Here is a 20,694-nt window from a genome sequence, read left to right as displayed (position 1 = left end):
CTGTGTGTAGGTTATACAGACGGTTTTTATACTCAACCGGAACTCGAGTTGTTGCAATGGGAGAAACGGAAAGCAGCGGAGGCAACTATTTTCTATGATAGCTATTAGAATAAGCCAGAAGGATGAATCCTTCTTAGCAAGGACCATCCTGATAATCGATTTTGCAACCGAAGTTTAAAGACATTGTATCATTTCTCCCCCCTTTTTGAATGATTTGCACCCCATGTTTCGCAGTAAACGGTTGTAACTTTCCTTAGAATGGCAGAATGAAGATCCGGATCCTATTGAAAAATTATTTTTCAATTCTGATAACGATTGCATATGAAAAAATCATTTTTATTACAACAATGCCAGCTGGCTTATAAAAGAATTCAGCTGGAAATTCAAAGTCATGAATCTCAATCGCCTGATGAAATGAAATGGATAGAGTGGGGATTTGCTGCTACCATGCAAGCATGGCTAAACATTGAAAAGATAACTCATGATTACCAATTCATGGATCAACAAGAAGAAGTTAGTTTTTATAAGAGCCAGAAACCACGCTTCACCGGATTGATTGATTATTTTACTTTACTCTACAAATCGGTTTTATTTCAGCCGGAAGATTATACAAAAAGGGGAAACTATTGGAAAAGGGAATTGAATACCTGCCTTGAATGTATGTCCAAATTCAAAGAGGCCTGCCAGAACTATAAGCAGCAACAAGCCGGCACAGATATATATTTCCTGAAGCATAACAATCAGCAACCACTACTTTTCGGTAGCAATGTAAATATTTTTGATTTTAATAGTACTTCGTATAGTTGCTTGCTTGGCAGGCTGGTTGCTTTGAAAAAATATAAAAAGTATATCCAGGAGAAGATCTATACTGAGATCCCTTTAAGGCAGGCTGGTTAAGCAGACAGACTATTACAGGAGGCCAAATACCAAACAAAAAAAGGTCCCGATCCGTCGGGGCCTTTTTTTGTTTGAATTAAATTTGGCGCAGAATAGAATTATCCGATTTTGTTTAGCTTTCCTGAACCAACATTAAATTTTATAATGAAAAAAGCAAGATTAGAAGCATTTAGCGATGGTGTACTGGCCATTATTATTACAATTATGGTGCTGGAAATAAAAGTGCCCCACGGCGAACAGTTTTCTGATCTGAAAGGGCTTATTCCCATTTTTCTGAGCTATTTATTAAGTTTTCTTTACATTGGTATCTACTGGAATAATCATCATCATATGGTGTCTACCGTTCACCTGGTTACCGGCAACATTCTCTGGGCAAATTTGCACCTCCTGTTTTGGTTGTCATTGATACCCTTTGCAACCGGGTGGATAGGCGAAAACCATTTTTCTGCTGCTCCTATGTCCCTGTATGGCTTTATTCTCCTGATGGCGGGCCTGGCCTATTACATTTTACAAAGCCTGATCATTAAGACGGAAGGCAGGGATTCCCTGCTAAAAAAAGCTATTGGTAAGGATCTAAAAGGTAAGATCTCGCCTTTCCTGTATTTAGCAGCCATTGCCTTATCCTGGGTGAATTCTCTTATTGCAGGTTTAATTTACCTTATAGCTGCTTTAATATGGCTTATACCTGACAAACGCATTGAAAGAGCCCTCCGCCAAAATAAAGAAGCCGCTACTACAAACGATCTTTAAAGTGGTGAACAAGCTACCTACTCAACCGGTCTCTCACTTCCGCCGAAATCCAGGTGGTACCCTTGTTGTTTACGTGCAGTGGGTCGCCGAACATAGTATTCGGCAACCAAACATCGGTTTGCAAAACACATAACCGGGGATACTTTTTTTGCAGCTCTTCCAGAAACTGATCTATAGTAGATTCATACACCGATTTGTTATAGGAATTAAAGGAAGCCCGGTTCATGGGCGGATCAATTAAATATACAGCTATATCATGTTCAGCAGCCAACTGCATGATCTGGTCAAGATAATGCTGATTGATCAGTCCGGGCTCAAATCGAAGATTGGCATTTATATTGTTCGTGATATTCGAATCGGCAACGCCAAAGTTTGTATAGCCACGGTATTTGCTCAATTGAGTAATAACTTTTTGTTTTGCAATACCGGCCTCCGATTGAGAAAAGCAGAAACTATGTAAGCCATCCCAAAACGTTTCCCGGTAAGAAAACGGAGCATGCAGATATTTTAATTTCCTGATAAATTGATCGTATCTGAGGGTAGCATGGCCTGCGGCCCGGTTATGAAAAAGATAGTTATATTTTCTTTCTAATTGTTCCAGTTCTTTCAGCTCGCTATAATTAATAAACTGGAAAGGAATGGTCCTGAGATTAAACCAACGGGAGTATTCGCTGATATAACTCATTCCATAAACCATTACTAAAGTATCCACTTTATTATACTGCAGATATCTCTTCAATGTAATATAGCCTTCAAAAAGATCGCTCCCCGGTATGGATAAATTGATCCATTTTTCCCCCAGCTGGCGAGGATTGATACTTGCATTTCCCCGCGAATCGCCGATGATAATATTTGTGAACCCGGTTTTCTTATTGATCTGGCCATATTGATACTGGCATTGAAAATAATCCACAGCATTTCCCAAAAAGAATTCAGGCTTTTGGGAAATGAACAGGTAAATAAGAGTACCTGATAATAGTACCGTTACCAGCAGGTACAGGATAGTCTTTGTTAAAAATTGCTTCATTTCCTAAAACTGAAAATAAATAAAATTGGTTTGCTTCCCAAAGTAGAACAGCACCAGCAACGCCAGTACAATATATACAACTGGTTTAATTCGCTGAGGAACCTGTAAGCTACGCTCATCTCTGCGCAACCACCAGTCGCAGGCTATTAAGGGAATAACATAACAGCATACGTTCCCGAACATTAAAAGATCTTTCGGTTGCTTAAAATTAGTAATGGAACATTTCAAATACCCGATGGCCTCCTTCATATCAGCGGCGCGAAAGAACACCCAGGCAAATGTCACAAAAGCAAAAGTGACTGTCATTTGCGAAAGTTCCTTTACCGAAGGCAGCCTGCGTTCCCGGGCAACAACATCCGTTGCATATTTTCGGTTACGGTTTAACAGCAGCAATGGCAAAAATCCACAGGCATGAATACCACCCCATGCAATATATTTCCAATTGGCCCCATGCCAGAAACCGCTCACCAGGAAAATGATAAACGTATTTCTCACAGCCTTTAATTTTCCCTGTTTGGAACCTCCCAGCGGAATGTATAAATAATCCCTGAACCACGATGACAAGGAGATATGCCAGCGGCGCCAGAACTCGGCAATATCACGTGAAAAATAGGGGAACCTGAAATTAGTTAACAATTCAAACCCAAACAGCTTTGCGGTACCTAAAGCGATGTCAGTATATCCGCTAAAGTCGCCATAGATCTGAAAGGAAAAAGCAATAGCCCCTACCATGAGTGAGGTAGCATGCTGATCATGATAATGGGTAAATAGGTTGTCTACAATAATCGCCAGACTGTCTGCCACCACCACTTTTTTAAACAGGCCCCATAATATCAGTCTACAACCTTCTGCAGCCTGCGTATAATTAAAAAACCTTTTTTTCCGGATCTGGGGCAGCAGGTGACTGGCCCTTTCAATAGGGCCGGCTACCAATAATGGGAAAAATGATACAAAGACAGCATAATCAATAAAGTTCCTTACAGGCTTTTGCTTCTCACGGTATATATCGAACACATACGACATACCATGAAAGGTATAAAAGGAAATGCCTATAGGTATGGCAACCTGCAATAAAACTACATTTGAATGTAAACCCAGTAAGGCAAGCGCCTGTTGAAATTGTAACGCAAAAAAATTATAGTATTTGAACACTCCCAGAATGCCAAGATTATTCAAAACACTCAACCATAAAAAAAGCCTGGCTTTTTTTATGTTTTGTAATGCCACGCCAAAACCATACAGGTAATCGAGGAAAGTGCTAATGACCAGCAGGACCATGAATTTCCAGCTCCACCAGCCATAAAAGAAATAACTGGCTATCAAAATCAATACATTCTGCCAGTGCAGTGACCTGCTAAACACAAACCAATACAGTATAAAAACAGACGGTAAGAACAATAAGAATTCGACGGAATTAAATAACACTACAAATGAAAGTTTTATTACAAATCAGGTCACCCCTTTTCATCATCCAAATGTACAGAAATTATGTCCGTGGGGTCCGTTAGGCATTTTCTACCGGATATCAGCCGGCCAGTTGATCCCGAATACCGCCCCCCGGGGGTGGCCAATCGGTTTTTTTACGGGGATTGCCTAATTGATTACACGTAAAAGTTTGAAAAAAAATGTGATTTTAACATTAAACAATTACTGGATTAGTTTGTATCCCGCCATAAAAAGTTATCTTGGGGCCGCATGCAAGGGCTTATTTATTACATTTCGGTACCATTCATTTATTTGCTTTCCCTCCTACCCTTTCCCATCTTATACAGGGTTAGTGACGGGTTCTATTTTATTCTTTATTACGTTTTTGGCTATCGAAAAAAAGTAGTCCTGCAAAACCTTCGCAATTCTTTCCCCGAAAAACCGGAAAAAGAGATCAAAAGATTATGTAAGGATTACTATCACTACCTCAGCGATCTCTTTCTCGAGAGTTTTAAAACGCTTACCATCGGGCGTTCCTCCATGTTAAAACGTTGCACATTAAGCCCCGGCGCAAAAGATATCTTCGACCGATTTAACCAGGAAGGAAAAAGCATCATGCTCGTAATGGGTCATTACGGCAATTGGGAATGGGCAGGCAATACCTTCAGCCTCCTTTGTAAACAAAAACTGTTTGTGGTCTATCATCCGTTTCGCAACAAATACTTCAACGGTTTGATGTATCGCATGCGTACGCGTTTTGGCACCGGTCTTATTGCCATGAAAGACACCTACAAAGACATGGTGAGACACAAATCGATGGTCAGCACCACTGCCTTTATTGCCGACCAAACGCCTTCCCCTGAAAATGCCTTCTGGACCACCTTTCTAAACCAGGATACACCTGTTTTCAAGGGCACGGAAAAAATTGCCCAAAAAATGGGTTATCCTATTGTTTATATAACAATAAAGCGACAAAAAAGAGGTTATTACAACATATTGGCGGAAGTATTGGCAGAAAACGCTAAAAACACCGTCGACGGAGAAATTTCTGAATTGCACACAGCCAGACTGGAAAAAGATATTCGTGAACAACCTGAAATATGGCTCTGGTCACACAGACGATGGAAGCACAAACGCCCGGTAGAAAAAAAATCATTCGTATAAAAAACCCTCTTGTTTTAAATCATGCAAAAAAAACCGGGTCGGGAGCTGATCCTTGCTACAAAACCGTTTGCCAAAGAAATTGTATGGAAAAGCTGGCTTTACAGCCTCTCTACACTTGCGATCCTGATGGCGTTGGTTTCAGGCATTTATTTTTCAGATAACATCTTCTTAAAAATTGGCTGCAGTATTGGCGCCGGACTTACCATGGTGCGCATGTTCGTGATCTACCACGATCACCAGCATCATACCATTCTTAACCGGTCAGTGGCTGCCAATATTCTTTTCACCCTGTACGGTATTTTCATCCTGGCGCCTACCAGCATCTGGAAGCGGTCACACGATTATCATCACAATCATAATTCGAAATTATTCAGCGCCAGCATCGGGTCATACCCGATCATGACCAAACAACGGTTTCTGCAGTCATCCAAAGCCGAGCAGCGTAGTTACCTGGCCATCCGTCACCCGCTGACCATTTTGTTTGGCTATATTACCATGTTTATTCTGGGCATGTGTGTGCGCTCCTTTGTCAGTGCACCCAAACGTCATTGGGACTCCCTCATCGCGTTGATCGTTCACTTTACCATTAGTGCATTGGTTTTTGTTTACCTGGGCTGGCTTACGTGGTTACTGGCGGCCGTTATCCCATTTTTGATCGCCTTTATGGTAGGGTCGTATTTGTTTTATGCGCAGCATAATTTTCCGGGCGTAACCTTCCGCGAAAAGGATGACTGGTGCTATGAGGAAGCGGCGATGTCATCGAGCAGCTATATGGTGATGAATCCTTTTTGGAAATGGGTGACAGCGAATATCGGTTATCATCATATCCATCATATCAATTCACGCATTCCGTTTTACCGTCTTCCCGAAGTAATGGACAAGCTTCCGCAATTAAAGGAAGCAAAAACAACCACATTGAATCCCTGGGATATCGTGGCCTGTTTCCGGTTGAAGGTTTGGGATCCGGGTACCAATTCCATGGTGGGACTTAAAGATGTGTACTACCAACAGCCCGCCATAAACGCGATAACAACCGCTAGTTAGAACTAAACTATACATTACGTGCAAATCCCTCCCGACGAGTCGGGAGGGATTTTTAGTTATATTTACCTATCCTCAAACAGGATGCTGGCATCTATGATAAAAACAAGCACGCAGGCGGACCCATCCAACCTCGTTGATAGATTTTATCCGCCTAAAGGCCAACTGTTAAAATGGATTGGGAACAAACAAAAATTTGCAGCTGTCATCACTGCTAACTTTCCTACGCAATACAACCGGTATTTTGAACCCTTTTTAGGCAGCGGGGCCATTTTAGCAACCGTAGCGCCTGCTAACGGTATTGGGGCAGACACCTTTAAACCATTGATCGAGATCTGGCAAACTTTAAAAAGCAAGCCCTCAACATTAAAAGCCTGGTATGCCGAGCGCCGAAGCCTTATTAAAAAAGGCACAACGAAAGAACAGGTTTATAAAAAAATCCAACAGTCATATAACAGTAACCCTAACGGGGCCGATTTTCTTTTCTTATCAAGGTCTTGTTACGGCGGCGTAATCAGGTTTAGAAAAGCCGACGGGTATATGTCCACCCCCTGTGGTGCACATACGCCAATCGCCCCGGAATCTTTTAATGAAAGGGTTGATTGCTGGTACAGCCGTGTAAAGAACACAGATTTTATTCATGCCGATTACAAAAAGACTTTCGCGTTGGCTAAAAAAGGCGATCTGATCTACTGCGATCCGCCTTACTCATTTAGTCAGAGTATTCTGTATGGTGCGCAATCTTTTAGTTTGCTTGAACTATTTGAAGAAATAGCCCGGGCAAAACGCAAAGGAGTATTGGTAGCATTGAGCATCGATGGTCATAAAAAATCAGGCAACTTCTTTTGTGATCTGCCAATTCCCCGGAACCTGTTTGAACGGGAAGTATTTGTAGACGTGGGTATTTCCATGCTAAGAAGATTTCAAAAGGAAGGTGAAACCCTGAACGACGAAAACGTACATGACAGGCTTTTATTAACGTATTAATCTACCATACATTTCTCGGGCAGGTATCTGCATACCGGTTACCAATTAAAAAGCCTATGATGAGTTCGTGCGTGCCTTTGCTGGCGGTATTCAGTGCTGTTTTTGTATAGTCGTACGAGTATCCTAAGTTGAAAGTATTGGCAACATTCAGTCCAACCATCCCGGCATATCCATCCTGGAAACGATAGCTGGCTCCCAGCCACAACAGATCCTGGTATTGCAATTTAATGTTTGCATCAAACTGCGGATTCGTAGGTGTTCCCGACACGTATTTCACCATAACAGAAGGCAATGCATTGATATCGTCGTTCAACAAAAAGCGATAACCCGCTGTGGCAAAAAAATGCGGCACCGCTTTGCCGGAAACCGGCGCAGTATTATCTCCATAACTTATAGCTGAAGGAATGATCTGCTGTGCAGATACCCCAACGAAATAATCCCCTGAATACAACCAAAGGCCTGCATTGAGGTCGGGTTTCAACTTATTTATGTTGCCACTGGTTTGCGCCGGATCTATAGTAACGCCATCGCCAAAGTCGGTTTTGGAAAGGTCGCGGTGCAACTGATTAATACCGGCTCCGAAACCTGCCGACAGGTTGGTGTTTGGCGTTATTCCTATATGATAGGCATAGGTAACATTAGCGGTAAAGTTGTTGAAGTTACCGGTATGATCGTTTAATAAGATCAACCCAATACCACTGTGTGGCTTGGAAGGTGTATAGTTTTCCCAATAGGATTCGCCGCGCGGATTTTGTCCGGGTAATTGAAAAGAAGTGGGGGTGGTTTTTGTATCTTCTTTATCAATAGGTCCCTGTATAGTTACATAAGCTGTTCGCGGCGCCCCTTTCAATCCTACCCACTGGTCCCGGGCGCTTACTTTTACATCCCAATAATTTTCGATACCCGTGAGCGCCGGATTTAAAATATAGTTGTTCAAAATATATTGGGTATAGTGTGGTTTCTGCTGTGCCTGCACAACTATTACACAACAAACCAACAAGCAGCCTATGTACAGTTTTTTCATATTGCTATCGAATAATATCTACATAACCCGCCATCTGGCTTCTGCCATTCTTCGGATTGATGATATAATAATACGTACCTACGGGCAACGGACTTCCATTGAACGTTCCATCCCATGATTGCGAATAACCTGCCGACTTGTAAACCAGTTGTCCATACCGGTTAAATACTTCTACCGTAGCACCAGGATAGGTGTTCAAATATTTGATCTCCCAGCGATCATGGATGCCATCACCATTGGGTGAAAATGCATTGGGTATATGCAGCGCTTTTAATACTTTGATGGAGATGTCATCTGAAGCGTTGCAACCTTCACCTGAAGTGGCCGTGAGCGTATAACTGATATCATCAGCAGGCGATGCCTGCGGTTGCAATATAGCCGGGTTACTTAATGCAGTAGGCGGCGACCAGCTATAACTCAGGTTTTGGCCTGAAGCCGTCGCCGGCAACGTAAGAAAATTCCCTTCCAGCAAATAGCTGTCGGGCCCTGCATTTACTATTGGTAAGGGATACACCTGCTCCGTTTGCTTTATTGAATTTACACAACTATTCGCAGCGGTATAAACGTACTGGATGGTATCTATACCCGCTTTTGCTATGGCCGGGCTTAACACGCCAGACTGGCTAACGCCTTTTCCGACATATACGCCATTTCCGGCAAGTCCATTTAACACCGACGCCTGGGTTATTTGAAAAGGCGCTACATCTATGCAAACAGGAGTAATGGGGTTGAACTGTAGTTCAGGGATGGCTTTTGCCGTAAGCGTTTTGTTTGAAGTACTTAAACAGGTTTCTCCGGAGTAAGCCACCACCTGTACCAGGTAATCTTTTGTATCAGGGGTATACAATACAGGATATGGAGAACTGTATTTTTTCCCGGCCGTGGGATCTTCATCTACTGTTTTGTTGGTAGGGTCATTGCTATAATCCCAATAAATTTCCAGGCGTACAATGTTACCAAAGTCAACTGTTGAATTATTGGTGAACGTCAGCATTTTGTTGCTGCAGATTGCATTGCCATCGTCGAAGGCGAATGCAGATTGCGGCGTGGTGCCATTTATGGTGAGCACCTGTTTAATTGAATCGGCACAGCCGTTATTGGAAGTAACCTTTACAAACACCGTATAATTACCGGTAGCGATGTATTTATGCTGCGGGCTTTGTGTCGTGGCGGTATTATTCGCTGCTGTTGCGTTAGGATCGTTAAACTTCCACAGGTATTGAAAAGAAGCCTGGGTGCCATCGGCAATGGTACTGGTATCGGTGAATTTTGAGAAAGGATCAGACAAACAGTTTTCCGGCAAAATAAAACCGGCTGTTGGTTGGGCCGTAATAGCTATTTGTTTTGCAGGTGCTTTATTGCTGCAGCCCTGATCACTTGTAGCAGTTAAATTAATGGTGTAACTGCCAGTTGCGGGATATACATAATTGAAAGCGGCGTTGGATGTTTTGGTCAGCGTTTGGCCATCACCCATACTCCAGGTGTATGTTGCAATAGCACCGCTGCTGATGGCAGATGCATCCTGCACAACAATATCATGTCCCACACAATAGGGTCCGGTAGTTTGGAAAGACGCTGCCGGCAAAGGATTTATGGTTATCGGTTTTTGAACAGTATCGGTAAGACAGCCCACCTGCGTTATAGCTGATAAGGACACATTATAAGTGGCCACTGTTTTGTACAGGTAAAAAGGATTCTTTGCGCCAGACACATCTCCATTGCCAAAAGTCCACGACCATTTGATGATCGGGTTGTCGCCCGTTACAGATTGATCGGTAAAGAAAGTGGTATCGCCCAAACAGGTACCGGTAAAAGCAAAATCAGCCGTTGGTTTCGGGTATACCTTCAGGTCGAAATCTATTTCCTGTTCACCGGTACAACCATCGGGTGTGGGATTATTCGCTATAATCCTGATAGGATACGTACCTGGCGCCGGTCCTTTATAAAGTTTAGGCAGCCTGTACAGGTATAGTAGTTTGCCATTTTTTACAAATGAGGAATCGGGCAACGGTGCATTGATTAATTCATCGGGATATAAACCACCGAACTGCCACTGTACTTTTGTGGGCATATACGGAAAGGTCATGGAGAAATTAAAAGGCGCATCCGTACAGGTTGCCGGGTAATCAACGATGGAGTATTCATTCTTTATAGAAATAAACTGGTAAAGGTCTTTCAAATTCATGCCGCCCGAAAAACCGTAAGACTCCACATTTCCCAGCCCATAGGCAATTATATTGAAACCGGTGTCGCAGGTAATATTATGCGTGCCGGCCGTTGTCTGTATTTGCGCATAGGTATAACCATTATCCTGCGGTACAGGCGTAAAGTTGTTATACGATACCCCATCTATTTTAAAACTACTGATGGCCGCCACATCATTTTTCAACACCACATTCAGAAAATGCGTATTGATATTAATGCCCGCCGGCTGCATGGAATTTAAAGTAACTGCGGCAATGGTTTGTTCAACCGGATTTAAATAGATCATCTCCGGATCGCCCGGCGATGAATTGCCATCACAACCCTGGGTAGTAAAATACTCGGCTACGAGGATGGGTTTGTCTGACTCAATAACATTGGTTGTTTTATTGGTAAACTCGTAATAAAAATTGTTTACAAAACCGGTTCCCGCGATGGCTGCTCCATTCAGCGTTACGTTTGCTGAAGGATCAGATTTTATGATGCGAAAAATATTCGTGGGGTTGGTAAGACTGGGAACCGTGATGTACTTCTTTCCCCAGGTAGCAGTGGGATACATTTCCTGGTACAGGTTATCGGCCGTACCGGCTCCCGGGCAACCAATAGTAATTTTTCCGCTTCCGCAAAAAACCGCAATCCGTTTACAACCCGAACCGTTATTCAGCGATCGCACCCGGGAACCGGTAAGGTCAACGCCACTGGTGCCTGAAATGGTGCCCAGCACATTATAGATCTGACCCTGTTGTAACGTAACCAGAAAAGGAACGTTCGCCGCCTTCCCGCCTTTTGTAGTGGCAGCCGGGGTTATTTCTACGGTAGTAGTTCCCGTATCGGCGGCTATTACAAAAAAATAGGAATAAGAATCGGGATCATTGGAGCGTTGGGTGTAATTCACGGAATAATAATCCCTGCCCAGCGTACTGGTGGGCAAACAAACGGTGGCGCCGGAAACAGCACTTACATAAATAAAACTATACACTACTACCGGCTTATCAGCAGTAACATGAATGCCGTGGTTATACAACCCATCATCCAGTAAAGCGGCACTTCTCGGAATATCAATGGTGGTAATTTGATTAGCCTGAACGGTAAAGCTTTGTGTGAACCCGATACTTGCAATAGTAACCTGGCCTGTAGTGGCCACATCGGAAGTAATGTACAACTGCATTTTTTCGGCTGGGGTGCCATTAAACATGCGTACGTGATTGCCATAGCCGATCCAGAAATCTTTCCCTTTATTGGAAAAATCCTGTGCTGTTAATAGGGAAGAAATGCATAGGGCCGTCAGTACCAATACGGTTCTCAGCAAGCTGGGCATGGGCTCGGGGTTGGGATGTTAGTCTTGAACGTTGTTCGACTGAAGATAAATTTAAAAGTTTAATATTTGATTCAAACAACCATTCATTAACAAAAGCCGACTGTAGAAGCATACACGATATTTTGCCTACCTTCCTATAATAACTTAAGCATCACTATGAAACAAACGATTCTGCTCCTTTTAATTGTTACCTGCCTGCAACTGAATGCGCAAACTACGTATGAAATAAAAAAGGATATCGGCTACTATCCTTCAACCACTTCGCAAAACGATGGGTATATCAAGTCGCAATGCACCATTGATCTTTATTATCCTACAAACAAGAAGAACTTTGCCACCGTGGTATGGTTCCATGGCGGCGGACTAACGGGTGGTAGCAAAGAGATCCCTAAACAACTTATGGATAATGGCTTTGCTGTCATTGGCGTGGGGTACCGGCTCTCGCCAAAAGTAAAAGCAGTGGCCTGCATTGAAGACGCTGCAGCGGCCACCAGTTGGGTGTTCACCCATATTGCTGAGTTTGGTGGAAACCCTAATGCCATCTTCTTATCCGGACATTCTGCAGGCGCCTATCTTTCATTAATGATAACGATGGACAAAAAATACCTTAACAAATACAACATCGACGCCAACAAGATAGCCGGTGTTATCTCGCTCAGTTCACAGACCATCACCCATTTTACCATCAGGGATGAAAGAGGTATAAAAGGCACGCAACCTATAATTGATGAATATGCCCCGCTTTATCATGTAAGACAGGATGTTCCACCCATTATTCTGTTTACGGGCGATGCAGAAAAAGAGATGCTTGGCCGGTACGAAGAAAATGCCTACCTCTACAGAATGCTCCTGTTAAATAAAGCTGCTGAGGTAAAGCTCTATAAAATGGATGGATACGATCATGGCAGCATGCCGCTGGCCTCCTATCCGTTGATGATAAAAGAAATTGCCAGACTACAGAAAGAAATAAAAAATTAGTTAAATTAGTAGCCGCGAAAGCGGCTTCTTCCCCTACCCCCTTGTCCACCTCTTTATTCCGTATTTTATTCAGATAGTTCCCAACCATCCGGCATTCATTGAAACGCTCCGCAAACCTTCTCTTACAAGGTAGCTTCGTAGTGTAACAAGGCAACGAAGGATTTTTCATTTTTAAAAAACTGAATTATGGTTACGGAAACAATCTCGACCGATGTGGTGGTAACGCCTACCCGGATCATGCAAACAGGACTTGCTTTCTGGTCATCAAAGGTTTTGCTATCGGCAGTTAATCTTAAATTATTTACGTTGTTGGCGCAGGGAAGCAAAACGGGGGAAGAGATCAGAACTGCACTGAACCTTCAGCAAAGAGGGCTCGCCGATTTTCTCGATGCACTGGTGTCCATGAATTTTTTACACCGCGAAGGCACTGGGGCCGAAGCAAAATATTGCAACACCCTGGAATCAGATGCCTATCTTGACAAAAACAAGTCCTGTTATATAGGCGGCATCCTGGAAATGGCCAACAACCGGCTTTATCCTTTCTGGAACAATCTGGAAGAAGCTTTGCAAACAGGAATGCCTCAGAACGAAGTTAAAAGCGGAAAGAAGTCACTGTTTGAGACCCTGTACGAAGATGAAAACCGGCTGGAGGAGTTTATTGCCGCCATGGGTGGTATACAAACGGGTAATTTTATTGCCTTTGCCAGCCAGTTTAATTTCGATCATTATTATACGCATTGCGATGTGGGCGGGGCCGGTGCAGACCTCTCTATTCAAATTGCAAAACATCATCCTTCTATACTTTCTACCAGTTGGGATCTGCCCCAGGTGGCGCCCATTGCCACCCGCAATATTGAACGACATCAACTGCAGGACCGGGTAGTAACAAGATCAGGCGATTTCTTTAATGATGAATTTCCAAAGGCCGATGTGATAACCATGGGAAACATTCTGCATGACTGGGATCTGACGCAGAAAAAAATGCTCATTCAAAAAGCTTATAATGCGTTGCCTCCAGGCGGTGCATTCGTGGTGATCGAGAATGTCATCGATGATGAACGAAAGGAAAATACCTTTGGCATGCTGATGTCACTGAACATGTTGATTGAAACGCACGGTGGTTTTGATTATACGGCTGCTGACTTTACCAGTTGGACAAAGGAAGCAGGTTTTAGCCATGTTGACATAATGCACCTTTCCGGCCCTGCCAGCGCCCTGATCGCCTATAAATAAATTCATAAATCAGTGTAAATCCCTCCTGTCCCGGCTTAGCCGGGACAGGAGGGATTTTTTTAGAAATAAACGAGATCCATTAGATGTAATCAATCCAGCTTAACATATTGCCACATGCGCAGATTTATCTAATTTCAGGCTCTTTTAAAATGTCACTATGAATAAATTATTTCCGGCACTCCTGATAGTATGCGTACTGGCAGCATGCAAAAACAAGGTGTCTACCACTACAGCTGTAGCCAGTAATAAAGACCTGGCCGCTCTCTTTGAAAAGTATTATAACGACCGGATGGCACTCTTGCCTGTGGAAGCTACGATCAACGGCGATTCCCTGTATAACGACCAGCTACCGGCGGAATTTACCGATAGCTACCGGCAAAAATTAACCGCCTTTTTTGCAGCCAACCTCCAGGCGGTTCAGCAATTCAATCGGGAACAACTCAACGAAACCGACCGTACCAGTTACGATATCTTCAAACGGGAAATGGAAATGAGTATCGAGGGCCTGAAATACCAATACCTTTCCACCATCGATTACTCTGTTGATGGACATGTGCCCTTTAACCAGTTTTATGGCTTACCCCTTACCTTCGGACAAATGGGAAGCGGCGCGGGCGCTCAGCCTTTTAACACCGTACGTGATTATGACAACTGGCTAAAACGGGCTGCTGCCTTTCCGGCCTGGGCCGACAGCGCCATCGTGTACTTCAAAAAAGGGATAGATGCTGGTAATGTTCTTCCAGCGAAACTGGTTGTGAAAATGATCGTCCAGATGCAAAACATGGTGGCGACCGATGTAACCAAAAGTTTGTATTACGGTCCCGTAAAAAGCATGCCCGCCAGCTTTCCTGAAGCTGATAAAAAAAGACTGACCGCTGCTTTTACGCCACTTATAAAAACCAGCCTGTCGCCCGCTTTTCAAAAACTGGCTGATTTTCTGAAGAAAGAATACCTGCCCAAAGCCAGAACAACCACTGGTATTAAAGATGTTCCGGATGGGCCTGCATTGTACAATTTCCTGGTAAGATACTGGACAACCACTCCTAAAACTCCGGACGAAATTTATACAACGGGGTTGGCCGAAGTAAAACGCATTCGCGGGCTTATGGACAGTGTGAAAAATTCAGTAGGCTTTAAAGGCGACCTGAAAGCCTTTTTCGAGTACATGCGTACCGACAAACGCTTTATGCCTTATAAAACCCCTGAGGAGGTTCTCAACGCCTTCAGGAACATCCAGGCACGCATAGAGCCGCACCTGAAAGACATGTTTGGCCACACGCCGAAAATGAAATTCGAGATCAGGCAAACGGAAGCCTTCAGGGCAGCCAGCGCCAGTGCCGAATACAAACAGGGAACCGTAGACGGAAAACGCCCGGGCATTTTTTATGTACCTATCCTGGATGCCACTACCTTCAACACCACCAGTGGCATGGAAAGTTTATTCTTACATGAAGCTATTCCCGGCCACCATTACCAGGTTAGTTTAACGTTGGAAAATACGGCGCTGCCTACGTTCAGACGTTATTTGTGGTATGGCGCGTATGGTGAAGGCTGGGCTCTGTATTGTGAAAGCCTTGGTAAAGAACTGGGTTTGTACACAGACCCTTATCAATACGCGGGCGCGCTGGGGGATGAAATGCATCGCGCCATTCGATTAGTGGTTGATGTGGCCATGCATGCAAAAAACATGACGCGTGAAGAAGCTATTGCTTATATGATGGAAAACGAAGCCATTTCAGAAGAAGGCGCCACCGCAGAAATTGAACGGTACATGGCCCTTCCCGCACAGGCTTTAAGCTATAAGATCGGCGCTTTAAAGATCCGGGAATTGCGAAACAAATACAGCCAGCAACTGGGTAATAAATTTAGCTTATCTGCCTTTCATGATGAATTTCTTCATTTTGGTTGCATGCCACTTGAGTTGGTGGAAAAAAGCATGGATGAATGGGCTGCTGCCAGTAAATGATCTAGAATTAACCAATTTCAATCCCTTTCGACTCGTCGGGAGGGATTTTTGTTTTTGGACTTTATCATGACGGAGTTGTCAAAAAATAGGCAGTTAGGCCAACCCGGTTCGCAAAATAAAAAAACCCAGGTCTTTTAACCCGGGTTTTCCATTTATTCCCTTAACTCTTAATTCACTTTCAGGATCTTCTGGATCGATACAGGCTTTTTACCTGCTCCATACAGTTTTATAAAGTAAGTACCGGTAGGTAATCCAGCTACATTGAAGGTTCCTCCGGAAGAAATGCTTTGCTTAAAAATAACCGGCATTCCATACATATCTGTTATCTCTACAGCAAGCGTTTGTCCAAGAACCGGGTCCCATTGAATGGTCAATACATTTCGTACCGGATTTGGCGCTAACACGAGGTTTTGACCAGAAATGGGAGTAGCTATGTAATTATAAGGTGTAGAAAAATCGCTGGTACAAACACCAGATGTTACCTGAACCGTGTAATTACCAGCTACTGCAGGTTGATATGTTTGGGCTGTTGCATTTGGTATAAGCGTTCCATTTAAAAACCATTGATTGCCGGTAACAGCATTGGATGTTAACACACCGCTACTAAATGTAATGGTTGGCGTAGGCACTGTAATTTGGTTCACAACAACACTAACAGGTGATGTAGTAGTAATTCCAGCGTTTCTTGTTGTTACAGTATAGGTACCGCCTGTTGTTGCCTGATAAGTAGTACCGGTAGCTCCATTAATGAGAGCGCCGTTCTTATACCATTGGTTGTTAGCGGCAGCGGTTGACGTAAATATAACAGAACTGTTGTTGCAAATAATGGATGTGCCGTTGTATGTTATTTCCGGCATAAACTTAAAGCCAGACATACTTCCTGTTCCCGCCGGCGTTGTCACACTTACGTTGCCTGAGGCGCCGCCATCAACCACTGCATCGATCCTAGTTGGGGAAACTACTGTAAATGACATAGCCGTTGTACCGCCAAACGTCACCACACTGGCACTGGTAAATCCTGATCCGGTAAAGGAAACAACCTCACCCTTGTGTGCAATGACAGGTGAAAATTGTGTAATAACAGGCGCATCGATACTATTTCGCAGAATAGTTATCTTATAAGGGTTTGTATTGGCGGCCACCAATTCGGGCTTGCCATCGCCATCCAGATCACCAACAGCTGCATACGTATCATAAGAGCCAGTAGCAAAGTCAACGTTGGTACCAAAAGTTATACTTGCCGGAGCCGGTGTGGTGTTTTCAAATATGGAGATCTTACCGCTTCTTGAAAGACCTGCGATAAGATCAGGTTTTCCATCGCCATTCAGATCACCCAGGTTGGTATTTCTAACTGAGAAATTAAAATTCTGAAGATTGACAAAAGAAATATTTCCTGGTGAACTCATATTTCGCAGGTATGAAACCGCGCCATTGTAATTGAGAAGCAGGTCCGGTTTTCCATCCATATCCATATCGCCTGCTGACAGTTGACCCGGATAGATACCGGTGGTGATATCAGGCAATTGCGTTAGTAAAAGGTTACCGCCTGTGCTCACATTCCTGAACACAGAGAGACTTGAACCGCTCCAATTGGAGACAATAAGATCTACCCGGCCATCCTTGTCAAAATCAGCCACGGCCACTTCATCAGCGTGCGAAAGCAGGGTAAGATTAAAGGCCGGGGCAAATGCGATGGCTGTTCCTACAGTAGTATTTTGAAGAATGGAAACATAACCGGAATTGCCACTGGTAACCACCACATCTGGTTTACCATCGCCGTTTAAATCGGCAATAGCCAAACTCAATGAGCCATCGCCGGTTGGGATGTCAGTTTTCGGGGCAAAACTCAGGTTTCCGCCTGTACTATTATTCCGGAAAACAGACAACGTGCTTTTAAGACCCTGGTTAAAATTGATTACAGCAAGGTCTTGCTTGCCGTCACCGTCAAGGTCGCCAAAGGCAATATGTTTTGCATCGTTCCCTACAGACAAATTCACACTATTTTCAAAAGATACATTACCTACAGAACTGGCATTCTTAAAGATAGAAATGCTATTGCCAACCGAATTGGCTGTTATCAACTCAGGTTTACCGTCGTCAGTTAAATCACAGGAGTAAACCGCCCAGGGGTATGCACCAGTAACGTAATCGCCCGCAGGCACAAATGAGGTAGTGGATAATTGCGGGTTACTGGTTGTAAACGTGGTATTGAAGGGCATTGATGAATAGCCCGTAAGATGATTGCTGGTAACAGTAATGGGGGCATATGTGGCGCCTGCCGGTACTATAACACTCAGTTGTGTAGGCGAGGCTGATGAAACCGTTGCCTTTACCGCACCAAAAAATACGGTGTTATCAGAAGCGGTTGCACTAAAATTGGTACCTGTTATTGTTACAGTTGCTCCAACAGCTGCAGCCGTTGGCGTGAAATTGGTAATAGCGGGCACGCCAAAACTAAAACCCGGCCGGGTAGCGGTACCGTTGGCGGTGGTTACCGACACATCGCCATTGGCGCCATTGCCAACTGTAGCATAAATGGTTGTAGACGAATTAACGCTGAAGTTAGTAGTAGGTACGCCTCCGAACATTACCGTAGTAGCGCCTGTGAAATTGGTACCGGTAATGGTTACTACGGTACCTGCAACCCCTATTACGGGAGTAAATGAATTTATAATAGGTCCATTGAATACAAATCCTGAAAGTACGGAAGTACCGTAAGGATTTGTTACGCTTACCTCACCACTGGCGCCTGGCCCAACAATGGCCGTTATGCTTGTGTTGGAATTAACCGTAAAAGAAGCCGCATTTACACCGCCGAACTTTACGGCGGTTACCCCGGTGAAATTTGATCCGGTAATAGTTACCGTAGTTCCGTTAACAGCGGTACCGGGTGTAAAGGAATTGATCACCGGCGCTATATTTGCGCCAATAATGTTCCGTAAAACAGATACATATTCCTCTGATGTATTAGCAGCAATAATATCCATACGGCCGTCGCCATCCAGGTCACCACAGGTAACATAATTGGGATATTTGCCTACTGCATAATCAATATGGCTGGCAAAAGAAATGTTGCCGGCCGTACCGGTGTTACGCAATACCGATACTGAATTGTCACTGTTATTGGTAGCAACCACATCTGGTTTGGCATCTCCGTCAAAATCGGTGATGGCAACGCCTTCCGTATAGTTACCGGTCGTAAAATAATCGAGTGTTCCTGAAAAACTGAGAACGCCTGGCGTACTCGTATTCCGTTTTACCACTATTGCATTGGAGAAAGCGCTGGCAGCTACCACATCAGGTTTATCATCGCCGTTTAAATCGCCCACGGCTACAGAAAATGGTCCGTTCACAATGGCCAGTTGCAGCGGCGCCTGAAACGAGATATTACCTGCTGTAGAATTATTTTTCAAAACACTCAGGTGTGATGAACTGGAATACTGACCCGTTACAACGATCTCCGATTTTCCGTCAGCGTCCAGATCGGCTATAGCAATGCTGAATGGGCCTAATCCGCCACTCAGGTCAACCCGGGGAGCAAAAGATAAATTACCAGGCGTACTGGTATTCCTGAAAACAGAAACAAGGTTGATGCCTGTGCCACTGTTTACGGCTGCTATATCCGGTTTACCGTCGCCATCCAGGTCGCCGATGGCAACTGCGTAAGAAGCACTTGCAATGGGGAGATCGATCCTGGAGCCAAAACTTATTGTACTGCCAGCCGTGGTATTTCTTAATACAGTAACCGAACTCACGTTCCAGTTGTTTGGTACAACAATATCCAATTTTCCATCACCATCCAGATCGCCGGTGGCCGGCGCTTCATGACCATTACTTTCGGCGGCCACTTCTAAACTGGCGCCAAAAGACAACGTACTTCCTGTAGTGGTATTGGTTAGTACTGAAACAGTGCCCGAACTGCCTTTTGATACCAGCAGGTCCGGCTTTCCATCAAGGTTAAAATCGGCCACAGCAAGGCCATGTGGATATCTGCCGGTTGTAAAATCCTGCTTCGGTACAAAAGAAGTTGCTGAGTAGGGAAGGCCTGCGCCGCTTCCACCATTCGACACCAGAAATGACAGCGCAGAATAGGCTGTGAGGTTATTGGTGGTAACTGTTATGGGCTGATAAGTAGCGCCAGCCGGCACACTAGCCGTAATAGTGGTGGCTGTACTGGCTGTAACCGTAGCTTTTGCGCCGCCAAAATAAACGATGTTATCAGTTGTTACATTACTGAAACCCGTACCTGTTATGGTAACTGAGGAATTGGTAGCACCCGATTTCGGTGAAAACGATTGAATAACCGGTTGGGCAAAACTTGCTAAGAACGTAAAAATACTAAACGCCAGCAAGGAAAGAGGCTTCGTCATAAAAAGGTCTTTGGGTTAACTTGGTTAAGCCAAAAATACCTTTTTCCTTTGAGAAATGAAATACCGGTCAACCTCCGGTTCTACCCATAAAAAAGTTAAAAAGAAGATAAGCATTTATGTTATACTTGTTTCGACTTCCGAAATTTTTGGAAAATCTGGTCAGCCTGATGTGATAATGATAAAATACAGAAGAAAATAACTTACAACTTCATAAACTTATAGTAAAACGCTTCGCCATTCTTTCTGCACAATACCTCCATTATAATTAACGTTATCAAACCTGATATACTTTTGGGTGAACGTTCTTCCACT

General features: G+C 43.9%; 13 protein-coding genes. 8 read left to right on the top strand and 5 right to left on the bottom strand.

The features are described 5' to 3' along the window. Positions 1–321 precede the first annotated feature (321 nt). Together ACJ751_RS19730 and ACJ751_RS19725 are read left to right on the top strand one after the other, a co-directional pair. Positions 322–897: an RteC domain-containing protein gene (locus tag ACJ751_RS19730; protein ID WP_407747238.1), complete on the top strand. Its 576-nt coding sequence runs from the start codon at positions 322–324 to the stop codon at positions 895–897. Between the two features lie 144 nt (positions 898–1,041). Further along, a complete protein-coding gene (locus ACJ751_RS19725) occupies positions 1,042–1,647 on the top strand; it encodes a TMEM175 family protein (RefSeq protein ID WP_407747237.1) in 606 nt (201 codons plus the stop codon). Between the two features lie 13 nt (positions 1,648–1,660). Here ACJ751_RS19725 and ACJ751_RS19720 read toward each other — a convergent pair whose 3' ends face one another. Together ACJ751_RS19720 and ACJ751_RS19715 are read right to left on the bottom strand one after the other, a co-directional pair. Continuing rightward, positions 1,661–2,674 (bottom strand): hypothetical protein, encoded by a 1,014-nt coding sequence (locus tag ACJ751_RS19720; protein ID WP_407747236.1) that lies wholly within the window; start codon positions 2,672–2,674, stop codon positions 1,661–1,663. Positions 2,675–2,677: 3 nt separating this feature from the next. Beyond that, positions 2,678–4,036, bottom strand: a complete 1,359-nt coding sequence (locus ACJ751_RS19715; protein WP_407747235.1) for an MBOAT family O-acyltransferase — start codon at positions 4,034–4,036, stop codon at positions 2,678–2,680. Positions 4,037–4,369: 333 nt separating this feature from the next. Between ACJ751_RS19715 and ACJ751_RS19710 the strand changes: the two genes are divergently transcribed. The 3 genes from ACJ751_RS19710 to ACJ751_RS19700 all read left to right on the top strand — a co-directional run bounded on the left by ACJ751_RS19710 (position 4,370) and on the right by ACJ751_RS19700 (position 7,291). Further along, the gene (locus ACJ751_RS19710) at positions 4,370–5,263 is read left to right on the top strand and encodes a lysophospholipid acyltransferase family protein (RefSeq protein WP_407747234.1); all 894 of its coding nucleotides are present in this window, start codon (positions 4,370–4,372) and stop codon (positions 5,261–5,263) included. A 21-nt stretch (positions 5,264–5,284) separates the two neighbouring features. Then, entirely contained in the window at positions 5,285–6,307 is a 1,023-nt protein-coding gene (locus ACJ751_RS19705) for a fatty acid desaturase family protein (protein WP_407747233.1), read from the top strand. Between the two features lie 93 nt (positions 6,308–6,400). Continuing rightward, a complete protein-coding gene (locus ACJ751_RS19700; RefSeq protein WP_407747232.1) occupies positions 6,401–7,291 on the top strand; it encodes a Dam family site-specific DNA-(adenine-N6)-methyltransferase in 891 nt (296 codons plus the stop codon). A 1-nt stretch (position 7,292) separates the two neighbouring features. Here ACJ751_RS19700 and ACJ751_RS19695 read toward each other — a convergent pair whose 3' ends face one another. Further along, a complete protein-coding gene (locus ACJ751_RS19695; protein WP_407747231.1) occupies positions 7,293–8,315 on the bottom strand; it encodes a type IX secretion system membrane protein PorP/SprF in 1,023 nt (340 codons plus the stop codon). A gap of 4 nt (positions 8,316–8,319) precedes the next feature. Continuing rightward, complete coding sequence (locus ACJ751_RS19690) at positions 8,320–11,835, bottom strand: PKD domain-containing protein (protein ID WP_407747230.1); 3,516 nt, start codon at positions 11,833–11,835, stop codon at positions 8,320–8,322. Positions 11,836–11,991: 156 nt separating this feature from the next. On the opposite strand from ACJ751_RS19690, the gene ACJ751_RS19685 reads away from it, so the two are divergent. The 3 genes from ACJ751_RS19685 to ACJ751_RS19675 all read left to right on the top strand — a co-directional run bounded on the left by ACJ751_RS19685 (position 11,992) and on the right by ACJ751_RS19675 (position 16,012). Next, the gene (locus ACJ751_RS19685; RefSeq protein WP_407747229.1) at positions 11,992–12,813 is read left to right on the top strand and encodes an alpha/beta hydrolase; all 822 of its coding nucleotides are present in this window, start codon (positions 11,992–11,994) and stop codon (positions 12,811–12,813) included. A gap of 186 nt (positions 12,814–12,999) precedes the next feature. Next, positions 13,000–14,046: a methyltransferase gene (locus ACJ751_RS19680; protein ID WP_407747228.1), complete on the top strand. Its 1,047-nt coding sequence runs from the start codon at positions 13,000–13,002 to the stop codon at positions 14,044–14,046. Positions 14,047–14,203: 157 nt separating this feature from the next. Continuing rightward, positions 14,204–16,012 carry a DUF885 domain-containing protein gene (locus ACJ751_RS19675; protein WP_407747227.1) on the top strand — a complete coding sequence of 603 codons (1,809 nt, stop codon included), beginning with the start codon at positions 14,204–14,206 and terminating at the stop codon, positions 16,010–16,012. 167 nt (positions 16,013–16,179) lie between these two features. Here ACJ751_RS19675 and ACJ751_RS19670 read toward each other — a convergent pair whose 3' ends face one another. Further along, positions 16,180–20,382, bottom strand: coding sequence for a beta strand repeat-containing protein (locus ACJ751_RS19670; RefSeq protein ID WP_407747226.1), 4,203 nt, complete (start codon positions 20,380–20,382; stop codon positions 16,180–16,182). Positions 20,383–20,694 lie beyond the last annotated feature (312 nt).

Source organism: Niastella sp. (assembly GCF_045805085.1).
GTDB lineage: Bacteria > Bacteroidota > Bacteroidia > Chitinophagales > Chitinophagaceae > Niastella.
This window is presented reverse-complemented; position numbering and strand designations above follow the sequence as displayed.